Origin of the sequence: Achromobacter deleyi, from assembly GCF_902859705.1 — a bacterium.
Classification (GTDB): domain Bacteria; phylum Pseudomonadota; class Gammaproteobacteria; order Burkholderiales; family Burkholderiaceae_B; genus Achromobacter; species Achromobacter deleyi.
In genome coordinates, this window is record NZ_CADIJO010000012.1 from 113,174 (window position 1) to 126,031 (window position 12,858).

Here is a 12,858-nt window from a genome sequence, read left to right on the forward strand (position 1 = left end):
TATGACCGACGCGGACCGCCAGCCGCTGATCGAGTGCGAACACTGCGCAAGCATCTATCGCCGACATCAGCTTGAACCTGGCGAGACCGCCAATTGCGCCCGCTGCGGTGCCACCTTGTGGCGCTACAGCGGGCTTACTTTGTCCAATTGGCTGGCGCTCGCCATTTCCGCCCTGATCATCTTCGGCGTGGCCAACGCCTACCCGGTCGCATCGATGTCGGTGCAGGGCATGGTGCAGCAGGCGTCCCTGCTCGACGCCATTTCCATCACCTGGCGCCAGGGCCATTACATCGTCGCCATCATGACCGGGCTGGCGGGGTTCGCTCTGCCGCTGTTGCAGCTGACCGTCTTGCTATGGGTGCTGGGCCCGCTGTCGCGCGGCTCGGAACCGGCCGGTTTTCATGGCGCGATGCGCCTGTTGGGCTTGCTGCGGCCCTGGTGCATGGTGCCGGTGTTTCTGCTGGGCGTGCTGGTGGCCGTCGTGAAGCTGGCCGGCATGGCGGCGGTGTCGCCGGGCATCGGCCTGGCGGCCTTCGGCGTCCTGACCATCCTGTTGACGATGTTGGGCCGGCTGACGCCGCATGTGCTGTGGCGCTACGCGGAATCGGCGGGCGTCGTGCCGATACACGTGCCCCAGGCCGGGCCCGACGTGGTGCTGACCGGCTGCCACGTCTGTGGCCAGGTGCAGGCGCTGGCGCGCGACGGCGATCCCGAAGAAGAACACCACTGCGTGCGCTGCCACGCGGTGGTGCATTACCGCAAACCCGATCACCTGGCCCGCACCTGGGCGCTGTTGCTGGCGGCCGTGGTGTTCTATATTCCGGCCAATGTGTTGCCCGTCATGAAGGTCAGTTCGGTGCTGGGCGACAGCGCCCATACCATTCTGGGCGGCGTGGTCGAATTGTGGAACATGGGTTCGTGGGACATCGCGCTGATCGTCTTCATCGCCAGCGTGGCGGTGCCCCTGACCAAACTGCTGGCGCTGATCCTGCTATTGTTGACCGAACAATGGCGCAGCACGACCAACTTGCGGCCGCGTACTCGGTTGTATGAAATGGTCGAATTCATCGGCCAATGGTCGATGCTGGATGTGTTCGTGGTGATTTTGCTGGCGGCCCTGGCCGACTTCCAGGGCTTGATGGAAATCAGTGCCGGTGGGGGCGCCGCGGCGTTTGGCGTGGTCGTGATCCTGACCATGCTGTCGGCCATGAGCTTTGACCTGCGCCGCAGTTGGGACCTGGAAGACGCCAGCGAGCTCGACCTGGAACGGCCGGCGATCGCTGATGGCGGGCGTCGGCCGGCGCCCACAGCGGGCACGGAAGTGGGCTGATGCGTCTGGCCACCCGCCTGCGGGGCAGGGGCCGGGACGCGTTTGCCGTTTAAGAAGAAAAGGAAAAAACAGATGTCCGACCAAGCACCTGGATCTGGTGAAGAGAAGTTTGCGTCACCGACCATTTCGCGCAAGCGCAAGAGCCGGATCTCATGGATCTGGCTGGTGCCCGTGGTTGCCGCGCTGATGGGTCTGTCGCTGGTGGTGCGCACCTGGATGCAGGCCGGGCCGGATCTTGCCATCGAATTCAATACCGCCGAAGGGCTGGAAGTCGGCAAGACCCAGCTGCGCTACAAGGACGTGAACGTCGGCACCGTGAAGTCCATCGGCTTCAACAGCGACCGCAGCAAGGTCGTGGTGCAGGCCGAGTTGTCCAAGGACGTGGCCGATCTGGCGCGCGAGGGCACCAATTTCTGGGTGGTGCGGCCGCGGCTGGATGTCAGCGGCGTGTCCGGACTGGGCACCTTGCTGTCCGGCGCCTACATCGGCGTGGATGCCGTGGAAAGCAAGGATGCCTCCAAGAAAGCCACCAAGCTGCACTTTGTGGGCCTGGAAACGCCGCCTGCCGTGACGCACGACCGCGCCGGCAAGCGTTTCAAGCTCAAGGCATCGGACCTGGGGTCGCTGGACATCGGCTCGCCGGTGTATTTCCGCCGCATCAACGTGGGCCGGGTGATCGGCTACGCGCTGGACAAGACCGGCGACGCCGTGAACGTCGAAGTCTTCGTGGACGCTCCCAACGACAAATTCGTCACCAACGGCACCCGTTTCTGGAACGCCAGCGGCGTGGACTTCAGCGTCAATGCCGACGGCCTGAAGGTCCGCACGCAGTCGCTGGTGTCGATGGCGGTGGGCGGCGTGGCCTTCGAACCCGTCTACAGCGCGCGCGACGCCGCAACGCCTGCGCAGGCCGATGCGCGCTTCGAGCTGTATGCCACCGAAGCGGCCGCCAAGGCCAATCCGGACGGCGAGGCCTTCCCGATCCGCATGCGTTTTGACCAGTCGATCCGCGGCCTGTCCGTGGGCGCATCGATCGATTTCTCGGGCATCACGCTGGGCAACGTCACCCAGATCAACCTGGACTTCGACCCCGTCAGCAAGCGCTTCTATTCGCTGGTGGATGCCACCCTGTATCCGGAACGCCTGGGCCGGGTCTACGAAGAGGTGCGTGCCCGCGCCGTCGAGGATGGCGACGAGGCCGGTGGGCGCCTGTTGGGCATCATGATCAAGCATGGCCTGCGCGCCCAGCTGCGCACCGCCAACCTGTTGACCGGCCAGCTGTATGTGGTGCTGGACGACTTCCCCAATGCCAAGCCGGTGGACTTCAAGATGTCCAGCCCGGCCCTGATCCCGACCGTGCCGGGCAACCTGGACCAACTGCAGCAGCAGGTCAGCAACATCGTCGCCCGCATCGAGAAGATTCCGTTCGACAAGATCGGCGAAGACCTGCGCACCACGCTGGCCAGCACGTCCAAGCTGATGACGCGCCTGGACAAGCAGGTGGCGCCGCAAGCCCAAGGCGTGCTCAAACAGGCCCAGGAATCGATGGCCAACCTGAACGCGCTGTTGGCGTCGGACGCCTCGTTGCCGGTCAATGCCGAGAAGGCCATGCAGGAACTGAGCCGCGCGGCGCGTTCCCTGCGCGCGCTGGCCGACTTCCTGCAATCGAACCCCGAATCGTTGCTGCGCGGCCGCGGCGACGACCCGATCCCCGGCGCTGGCCCGGTCAGGAACTGAAATCATGCCCATTCTTCGCTCCCGATCCCTCCGCCCGGCCCTGGGCCATGGCTCCCGACTGCTGCGGCGCGGGGTGCCCGCGCTGGCGCTGGCCGCGTGGCTGGCCGGCTGCGCCTCGTCGCCGCCGGTGCATTACTACACGCTGCAGGGGCCGTCGGCCCCGGCGCCCGCCGTGCCGCGCGCGGCGGCGCCTTTCCTGATCGATGTGCAGGGCGTGAACGTGGCGGCCCAGGCCGACCAGCCGCAGTTGATGGTGCGCACGGGCGACGGCAGCGTGTCGGCCCTGTATTCCGAGCGCTGGAGTTCGCCCCTGGGCGATGAAATCCGCGGCGCGCTGTCGGATGCGCTCAAGCATGACCTGGGCGCGCTGGACGTGCAGGTGGTCAAACCCGGTCCCACCGCGCCGGTCTGGCGCATACAGACCGACGTGCAACGTTTCGACCTGGTCGCGGACCGCATGGCGCAACTAGATGCCACCTGGCGGGTGCGACCGGTGAACCTGAAGGGCAACGGCCTGCTGTGCCGCAGCGTGGTCACGGTGAATGTGTCCGATGCGGCGGGCGATTCCGCCGCTGACGGGACCGGGGCCAAGCCGGCGCCGACGTCGGGCGTGCCCGGGTTGGTCGCGGCGCAGCAGCGCGCCGTGGTGGCGCTGGCGGGCGCCATGGCGTCCGCCATTCGGGGCCAGACGCCCGACAGCGGCGGGGTCGTGCAGATGCTGGGGTGTTCGCCACTGCCGGATTGAGCGGATTCGCCCGTTAAAAAGGGCCAGGGCGCTTGTCAAAAACCCGCCATGATCTCAACCGGTTAACCCTAGGGTTAACCTTAGTACAAACCCGGTTGCAACCTGATTAGCATACGGTCCTACCGATGCTGGGCCCCACTGTGGGCCCGGTATGACCTTTGCCATGCGACAGGAAGCAATCTCTTATGGCCAGCACCACCCTCGGCGTCAAAGTCGATGACGCGCTACGCGACCGCCTGAAGGCCGCCGCACAAAAGCTCAACTGCACGCCGCACTGGCTGCACAAGCAGGCAATCCTCGCCTACCTGGACAAGATCGAGCGTGGCCACCTGCCCGCCGAAATGTCCCATCTGGGCGGGGAAGAAGGCGCCGACGACGAGAGCGGCGAACATCCCGCCGCCGCCACGCCGCCGTTCTACGAGTTTGGCCAGGACGTGCAGCCGCAATCGGTGCTGCGCGCGGCCATCACGGCGGCGTATCGCCGCCCCGAGCCGGAATGCGTGCCGTTGCTGCTGGGCCAGGCCCGCATGCCGAACCTGGAAAAGGTGCATGCGATGGCCACCGACCTGGTCAAGAAGCTGCGCGGCAAGCGCACCGGCGGCGGGGTCGAGGGGCTGATCCAGGAATTCTCGCTGTCCAGCCAGGAAGGCGTGGCGCTGATGTGCCTGGCCGAGGCGCTGCTGCGCATTCCCGACCGTGCCACGCGCGACGCGCTGATCCGCGACAAGGTCGCCCGCGGCGACTGGAAGTCGCACATGGGCGGCTCGCAATCGCTGTTCGTCAACGCCGCGACCTGGGGGCTGATGATCACCGGCAAGCTGGTGGCCGTGAGCAGCGAGCAGTCGCTGTCCAAGGCGCTGACGCGCCTGATCGGCAAGGGCGGCGAGCCGCTGGTGCGCAAGGGCGTGAACATGGCCATGCGCATGATGGGCGAGCAGTTCGTGTCGGGTCAGACCATTTCCGAAGCGCTGGCCAACAACCGCAAGATGGAAAGCCGCGGTTTCCGCTATTCGTACGACATGCTGGGCGAAGCGGCCACCACGGCCGAAGACGCGGATCGCTATTACGCGTCGTACGAGCAGGCCATCCATGCCATCGGCAAGGCGGCGGCCGGCCGTGGCATCTATGAAGGCCCGGGCATCTCGATCAAGCTGTCGGCGCTGCACCCGCGTTATTCCCGCGCCCAACGCGAACGCGTCATGGCTGAACTGCTGCCGCGCGTGAAGGCGTTGACGATCCTGGCGCGCAGCTACGACATCGGCCTGAACATCGATGCCGAAGAAGCCGACCGCCTGGAAATCTCGCTGGATCTGCTGGAAGCGCTGTGCTTCACCCCTGAGCTGGAAGGCTGGAGCGGCATCGGCTTTGTCATCCAGGCCTACCAGAAGCGCGCGCCGTTCGTCATTGACTATGTCATCGACCTGGCCCGCCGCAGCCGCCACCGCGTGATGGTGCGCCTGGTCAAGGGCGCCTACTGGGACAGCGAGATCAAGCGCGCCCAGGTCGACGGCCTGGAAGGCTATCCCGTCTACACCCGCAAGGTCTACACCGACGTGGCCTACCTGGCCTGCGCCCGCAAGCTGCTGGGCGCGCCGGAAGCCGTGTACCCGCAGTTCGCCACGCACAACGCCTACACGCTGGCGGCGATCTACCAGCTGGCCGGCCAGAACTACTACCCGGGCCAGTACGAATTCCAATGCCTGCACGGCATGGGCGAGCCGCTGTACGACGAAGTGGTGGGCCCGCTGGCCCAAGGCAAGCTGAACCGCCCGTGCCGCATCTATGCGCCGGTCGGCACGCACGAAACGCTGCTGGCGTACCTGGTGCGCCGCCTGCTCGAAAACGGCGCCAACACCTCGTTCGTGAACCTGATCGGCGACGACAGCATTCCCGTCGAAACGCTGGTGGCCGATCCGGTGGACGCGGCCTCGCGCATCGTGCCGCTGGGCGCGCCGCACGAGAAGATTCCGCTGCCGCGCGAGCTTTACGGCAATCCGCAGCAAGGGGCGCGCGCCAATTCGGCCGGCCTGGACCTGAGCAACGAACATCGCCTGGGGTCGCTGTCGGCCGCGTTGTTGACCAGCGCCGCCACGCCCTGGCGCGCCGAGCCGATGCTGGGCGAGGGCGCCGATGCCTGGGATGCGGCCCGCGCGATCGAAGTGCGCAACCCCGCCAACCTGCGCGACATCGTGGGCCACGTGATCGAAGCCAACGGCGAGGAAGCCGAGGCCGCCTTGCGCGCCGCGGCCAATACGGCGCCCATCTGGCAATCGACGCCGGTGGCCGAGCGTGCGCAATGCCTGCGCCGCGCCGCCCAGTTGCTGGAAGAGCAGATGCAGACCCTGCTGGGCCTGATCGTGCGCGAAGCCGGCAAGTCGCTGCCCAATGCCATCGCCGAAGTGCGCGAGGCCGTGGACTTCCTGCGCTACTACGCGGACCAGGCCGAGCGCGAGTTCGGCAACGACACGCACCGCCCGCTGGGCACGGTGCTGTGCATCAGCCCGTGGAACTTCCCGCTGGCCATCTTCACCGGCCAGGTGGCCGCTGCCCTGGCGGCCGGCAATACCGTGCTGGCCAAGCCCGCCGAACAGACGCCGCTGATCGCGGCGCAGGCGGTGGCGATCCTGCGCGCGGCCGGCGTGCCGGCCGGCGCGGTGCAGCTGTTGCCCGGCCGCGGCGAAACCGTGGGCGCGCAACTGGTGGCCAGCCCCGGCATTCGCGGCGTGATGTTCACCGGGTCCACCGACGTGGCCCGCATCATCGCGCGCACGCTGGCCGACCGCCTGGATGACGACGGCCACACCATTCCGCTGATCGCCGAAACCGGCGGCCAGAACGCCATGGTGGTGGACTCGTCGGCGCTGTCCGAGCAGGTGGTGTTCGACGTGCTGAGTTCGGCTTTTGACTCGGCCGGCCAGCGCTGCTCGGCGCTGCGCGTGCTGTGCGTGCAGGAAGACAACGCCGACCACGTGCTGACCATGCTGCGCGGCGCGATGCGCGAACTGAGCGTGGGCAACCCCGACCGCCTGTCGGTGGACGTGGGCCCGGTGATTGACACCGAAGCCCGCAACGGGATCCAGCGCCATATCGACGCGATGCGCACGGCAGGCCACCGGGTCGACCAGGCCGAACTGAACGGCGAATGCCGCCAGGGTACGTTCGTGGCGCCCACCATCATCGAAATCGACACGGTCAGCGAATTGACGCGCGAAGTGTTCGGCCCGGTGCTGCACGTGGTGCGCTACAAGCGCGAGGAACTGGACGCCTTGCTGGATGCCATCAACGGCACCGGCTACGGCCTGACTTTCGGCGTGCATACCCGCATCGATGAAACCATCGCCCACGTGACCGGCCAGGTCCATGCGGGCAACGTCTACGTCAACCGCAACATCGTGGGCGCCGTGGTGGGCGTGCAGCCGTTCGGCGGCGAATGCCTGTCGGGCACGGGCCCCAAGGCCGGCGGCCCGCTGTATATGTACCGCCTGCTCGGCACGCGCCCCGACGGCCTGCCGCCCGCGCTGGATCCGGCGGCGCCGTTGCCGCAGCGCATCGCGCTGCCGGGCCCCACGGGCGAGACCAATACCTATATGGTCGAACCGCGTGGCGCCGTGTACTGCGTGGCGGCCACCGAGGCGGGCGCGCGGGCGCAGTGGTCGGCGGCGCGCCTGACCGGCAACCACGCCTGGTTCGCGGACACGCCCGCAGCCCAGGCGCTGCTGGCCGGGCTGGATGCCGAGCAGCAGGGCCAGGCCGGCATCCTGGCCGATGCCGAAGTCGACCAGGCCGATTACCAGGCGGTGCTGTTCGAGGGTGATGGCGATGCCTTGCGCACGCTGAATCAGCGCATTGCACAGCGTCCTGGCGCTATTCTGGCGGTGCATGGACTGACGTCGGACGCGCTGGCGGCGGGCGCGGCTTACGTGCCGGAACGCCTCTTGACCGAGCGATCCATCAGCGTCAATACGGCCGCGGCCGGCGGCAACGCCAGCCTCATGACCATCGGCTGAGCGTGACCGAGGGGTAACCCTTGGGCAACCAAGGGTTATCTCCAATATCTAGCGAGGTTGCACTGGAAGCAAAATCCGGTCGCACCTGAAGTTCGATTGCGGCAACCCGGCAATTGGATTCAAACAGAAAAGCCTGGCCCAAAAGCCCAGGAATAACAAAGCCTCATCCGACATACCGGAGGATACCCATGAAGTTTCGCACCACTTTGAAGCTTGTCGCCGCCGGCATCGCCGCCGCCAGCATGGCCGCCGCTGCCCAGGCCGCCGACGTCAAGTTCGGCTTTGCCGCGCCGCTGACCGGTCCCCAGTCGCATTACGGCGAAGACATGCAGAACGGTCTGAACCTGGCGCTGGAAGAAGCCAACAAGAAGGGCATCAAGATCGACGGCCAGCCGGCCAAGTTCGTGCTGGTGTCGCGTGATGACCAGGCCGACCCGCGCGTGGGTGTGCAGGTTGCGCAGCAACTGGTCGACGAGAACGTCGTCGGCATCCTGGGTCACTTCAATTCGGGCACCACGATCCCCGCGTCGCGCGTCTACCATGAAGCCGGCCTGCCGCAGATCGCCATGGCCACGTCGCCCGAATACACCAAGCAGGGCTACGAAACCACGTTCCGCATGATGACCAGCGACACCCAGCAGGGCGCCGCGGTCGGCAAGTTCATGGTGCAAAGCCTGAAGGCCAAGAAGGTCGCGATCATCGACGACCGCACCGCCTACGGCCAAGGCCTGGCGGACGAAGTCGAGAAGGCCGTCAAGGCCGCCGGCGGCCAGGTGGTTCGCCGCGAATACACGACCGACAAGGCCAACGACTTCACGGCCATCCTGACCAACATCAAGGGCTCGGCGCCCGACGCCATCTTCTACGGCGGCCTGGATGCGCAGTCCGGCCCCATGAAGCGCCAATTGGCCACGCTGGGCCTGAAGTCGCCGCTGGTTTCGGGTGAAATGACCCGCAGCGACACCTTCATCAAGCTGGCTGGCGACGCCGCCGATGGCACCTTTGCCTCGCTGGCCGGCGTGCCGCTGGACAAGATGGCCGCGGGCAAGGATTTCGAAAAGCGCTACCAGGAACGCTTCAAGAAGGCCCCCGGCGTGTACGCGCCCTACGCCTATGACGGCGCCTGGAACATGATCAGCGCCATCGAAGCCGCCGGCTCGGCCAAGCCCGAGAAGTACCTGCCGGAACTGGCCAAGCTGAACCGCAAGGGCGCCACCAGCGAACACATCGCCTACGACAAGAACGGCGATCTGAAGGAAATCTCGGTCACCATCTACGAAGTCAAGAATGGCAAGTGGGAGATGGTCGAGACGATGGTCAGCCAGGCCAACTGAGGCTGCTGCACCCGGCCAGGTCGCGGCTGCGCCGCCCCTGGCCATTGACACCCGCCCGCGCCGCCCGGCGCGGGGGTGCGCCACAACGGTGGCGGCCCCGCGGGTGCGCCGCGCGCGAGATGCGCGCGATTTTTCCAGGCTTATTCTGCGGCCCCTATGGATATCTTCATTCAACAACTGATTAACGGCGTCACGCTCGGCAGCGTGTACGCCCTGGTCGCCCTTGGCTACACCATGGTGTACGGCATCATCGGGCTGATCAACTTCGCGCATGGCGATGTCGTCATGATCGGCGCGATGGCCGCGACGACGATCGCCATCTCGCTGGTGGGCGGCGATCCGTCCACGTCCGCGTTCGTGGTGCTGGGCCTGGGCCTGCTGGTGTCCGTGCCGCTGTGCATGGCGGTGGGCTGGACGGCCGAGCGCGTGGCCTACCGGCCGCTGCGCCGGGCACCACGCCTGGCCGCGCTGATCACCGCCATCGGCGTGTCGATCATCCTGCAGAACGTGGCGATGATGGGCTGGGGCCGCAACTACCTGAACTTTCCGCAGGTGTTGACCCCGCAGGTGTTCGAGATCTTCGGCGCCCGCATGAGCACGCTGCAGATCGCCATCGTGGTGATCGCCGCGCTGATCATGGGCGGCCTGCTGGCGGTGGTGCACAAGACCCGCCTGGGTACCGCGATGCGCGCCACCGCGCAGAACCGCGAAGTGGCCGGTCTGATGGGCGTGAACATCAACACCGTCATTTCGGCGGCGTTCCTGATCGGTTCGGCGCTGGCCGCCGTGGCCGGCATGATGGTCGCCACCTACTACGGCGTGTCGCAGTACACCATGGGCTTCATGCTGGGGCTGAAGGCCTTCACGGCCGCGGTGCTGGGCGGCATCGGCAACCTGGTCGGTGCGATGGCCGGGGGCCTGTTGCTGGGCATCATCGAATCGCTGGGCGCCGGCTACATCGGCGACCTGACCGGCGGTTTCCTGGGCAGCCACTACCAGGACGTTTTCGCGTTCTTCGTGCTGGTGCTGGTGCTGATCTTCCGTCCGTCCGGCCTGCTGGGCGAGCGCGTGGGAGACCGGGCATGAGCGGCGCCATGAAACACAGCGGGCTGTCGACCCGCAACCTGATCGGCATTGCGCTGATCGGCATCGTGCTGGCGGTGCTGCCGTTCGTGATCGGCATGGCCGGCCAGAGCTGGGTCCGCATCCTGAACTTCGCGTTGCTGTACGTGATGCTGTCGCTGGGCCTGAACATCGTGGTGGGCTTTGCCGGGCTGCTGGACCTGGGCTATATCGCGTTCTATGCGGTGGGCGCCTACACCTGGGCGCTGCTGGCTTCGCCGCACTTCGGGCTGCACCTGCCGTTCTGGGCGATCCTGCCGATCGCGCTGGCGGTGGCATGCCTGTTCGGGGTGCTGCTGGGGGCGCCGACGCTGAAATTGCGGGGCGACTACCTGGCCATCGTGACGTTGGGGTTTGGCGAGATCATCCGCATCTTCCTGAACAACCTGAACGCACCGGTCAACATCACCAACGGGCCGCAGGGCATCAACCGCATCGATACGTTCAAGGTGGGCGAATTCGCGTTCGGCCGCACGGAAAGCCTGCTGGGCATCCGCGTGACCGGGCCGGAGAAGTACTACTACCTGCTGTTGGCGCTGACGCTCATCATCATCCTGGTGTGCGTGCGCCTGCAGAATTCGCGCATCGGCCGCGCCTGGGAAGCGATTCGTGAAGACGAGATCGCGGCCAAGGCCATGGGCATCAATACCCGCAACATCAAGCTGCTGGCCTTTGCCATGGGCGCTTCGTTCGGCGGCGTGGCGGGCGCGCTGTTCGCGTCGATGCAGGGCTTTGTCAGCCCCGAGAGCTTCTCGCTGATGGAATCCATTTCCATCCTGTGCATGGTGGTGCTGGGCGGCATGGGGCATATCCCCGGCGTGATCCTGGGCGCCCTGATCCTGGCCGCATTGCCCGAGTTCCTGCGGGCCGTGGTCGAACCGGTGCAGCACATGCTGTTCGGCGCCGTAGTGCTGGACCCCGAAGGCATCCGCATGCTGCTGTTCGGCCTGGCCATGGTGTGCGTCATGCTGTTCCGCCCCGCGGGCCTGTGGCCGTCGGCCGTGCGCAAGCGCGAGCTGGCCACCAAGACCCAGGGAGGTGCGGCATGAGCAAACTGCTGCAAGCCCAGGGCCTGGGCAAGCGTTTCGGCGGCCTGCAGGCCTTGTCGGACGTCAGCTTCGATATCGAGCAGGGCGAGATCTACGGCCTGATCGGCCCGAACGGCGCGGGCAAGACCACGCTGTTCAACGTGCTGACCGGCCTGTACATCCCCGAAGACGGTTCGTGCACGTTCAACGGCCAATCGATGTCGGGCAAGAAGCCGCACGAGGTGGCGCACGCAGGCCTGGCGCGCACCTTCCAGAACATCCGCCTGTTCGCCAACCTGAGCGCGATCGAGAACGTGATGATCGGCCGCCACATGCGTACCCGCGCCGGTGTGCTGGGCGCCGTGTTCCGCACCCGCGGTACGCGCGCCGAAGAGGCCGCCATCGAGGCCCGCGCGCAGGAACTGCTGGATTACGTGGGCATCGGCCACCGCGCCAACGACGTGGCGCGCTCGCTGCCTTACGGCGACCAGCGCCGCCTGGAAATCGCCCGCGCGCTGGCGACCGATCCGAAGCTGCTGGCGCTGGATGAACCGGCCGCCGGCATGAACGCGTCGGAAACCGTGGTGCTGCGCAAGCTGATCGAAAAGATCCGCGGTGACGGCGTGACGGTGCTGCTGATCGAACACGACATGAAATTGGTCATGGGCCTGTGCGATCGCGTGCTGGTGCTGGAATACGGCAAGGTGCTGGCCATGGGCAAACCCGCCCAGGTGCAGCGCGACCCCAAGGTCATCGAAGCGTATCTGGGCGCGGGCGCCGCCCAGGATCCGCTGATTCATCAGGAGCGCCCGGCATGACGACGGCAAGCAAACCCCTACTGGAACTGCGCGGCCTGCAGGTCGCGTACGGCGGCATCCGCGCGGTGCGCGGCATCGACCTGCGCGTGGACGAAGGCGAGCTGGTCTGCCTGATCGGCGCCAACGGCGCCGGCAAGAGCACGACCCTGCGCGCCATCTGCGGCCTGGTGCCGCTGGCCGGCGGCGAAGTGCTCTACGGCGGCAAGTCCATCGGCGGGCAGAAGTCGCACGAACTGGTGCGCCAGGGCCTGGTGATGGTGCCCGAGGGCCGCGGCATCTTCGGCCAGCTGACCATCGAGGAAAACCTGGCGATGGGCGCGTACATCCGGCGCGATGCGGCGCAGGTGCGGCAGGACACGGACCGCGTGTTCACGCTGTTCCCGCGCCTGGCCGAACGCCGCAAGCAGGCGGCCGGCACGCTGTCGGGCGGCGAGCAGCAGATGGTGGCCATGGGCCGCGCGATGATCGCGCGCCCCAAGCTGCTGCTGCTGGACGAGCCGTCCATGGGCCTGGCGCCGCTGATGGTCGAGAAGGTCTTCGAGGTGGTGCGCACCATCGCCAGCGAAGGCGTGACGATCTTGCTGATCGAGCAGAACGCCCGCCTGGCGCTGGAAAACAGCCACCGCGGCTACGTGATGGAATCCGGCGAGATCACGCTGTCGGGTCCGGCGCGTGACATGCTGCATGACCCGAAGGTGCGTGCAGCCTATCTGGGTGAAGTCGAAGAGGTGTAAAAA

9 protein-coding genes are annotated in these 12,858 nt (G+C 66.7%); all 9 read left to right on the top strand.

From position 1 onward, the window contains the following. Position 1: 1 nt before the first annotated feature. The 9 genes from HV798_RS18170 to HV798_RS18210 all read left to right on the top strand — a co-directional run bounded on the left by HV798_RS18170 (position 2) and on the right by HV798_RS18210 (position 12,855). Entirely contained in the window at positions 2-1,330 is a 1,329-nt protein-coding gene (locus HV798_RS18170; RefSeq protein WP_175191917.1) for a paraquat-inducible protein A, read from the top strand. A gap of 72 nt (positions 1,331-1,402) precedes the next feature. After that, the gene (locus HV798_RS18175; RefSeq protein ID WP_175191918.1) at positions 1,403-3,067 is read left to right on the top strand and encodes a PqiB family protein; all 1,665 of its coding nucleotides are present in this window, start codon (positions 1,403-1,405) and stop codon (positions 3,065-3,067) included. A 4-nt stretch (positions 3,068-3,071) separates the two neighbouring features. Further along, entirely contained in the window at positions 3,072-3,812 is a 741-nt protein-coding gene (locus HV798_RS18180; RefSeq protein WP_175191919.1) for a PqiC family protein, read from the top strand. Positions 3,813-3,997: 185 nt separating this feature from the next. Further along, positions 3,998-7,819, top strand: a complete 3,822-nt coding sequence (putA, locus tag HV798_RS18185) for a trifunctional transcriptional regulator/proline dehydrogenase/L-glutamate gamma-semialdehyde dehydrogenase (protein ID WP_175191920.1) — start codon at positions 3,998-4,000, stop codon at positions 7,817-7,819. A gap of 188 nt (positions 7,820-8,007) precedes the next feature. Beyond that, the gene (locus tag HV798_RS18190) at positions 8,008-9,153 is read left to right on the top strand and encodes a branched-chain amino acid ABC transporter substrate-binding protein (protein WP_175191921.1); all 1,146 of its coding nucleotides are present in this window, start codon (positions 8,008-8,010) and stop codon (positions 9,151-9,153) included. A gap of 234 nt (positions 9,154-9,387) precedes the next feature. Beyond that, complete coding sequence (locus tag HV798_RS18195; protein ID WP_425486154.1) at positions 9,388-10,239, top strand: branched-chain amino acid ABC transporter permease; 852 nt, start codon at positions 9,388-9,390, stop codon at positions 10,237-10,239. Then, entirely contained in the window at positions 10,236-11,324 is a 1,089-nt protein-coding gene (locus tag HV798_RS18200) for an ABC transporter permease subunit (RefSeq protein ID WP_025135851.1), read from the top strand. Before HV798_RS18195 ends, HV798_RS18200 begins: the two co-directional genes overlap by 4 nt. Then, positions 11,321-12,121: an ABC transporter ATP-binding protein gene (locus tag HV798_RS18205; protein WP_175191923.1), complete on the top strand. Its 801-nt coding sequence runs from the start codon at positions 11,321-11,323 to the stop codon at positions 12,119-12,121. The genes HV798_RS18200 and HV798_RS18205 overlap by 4 nt, the downstream gene beginning before the upstream one ends. After that, positions 12,118-12,855, top strand: coding sequence for an ABC transporter ATP-binding protein (locus HV798_RS18210; RefSeq protein ID WP_175191924.1), 738 nt, complete (start codon positions 12,118-12,120; stop codon positions 12,853-12,855). Before HV798_RS18205 ends, HV798_RS18210 begins: the two co-directional genes overlap by 4 nt. Positions 12,856-12,858 lie beyond the last annotated feature (3 nt).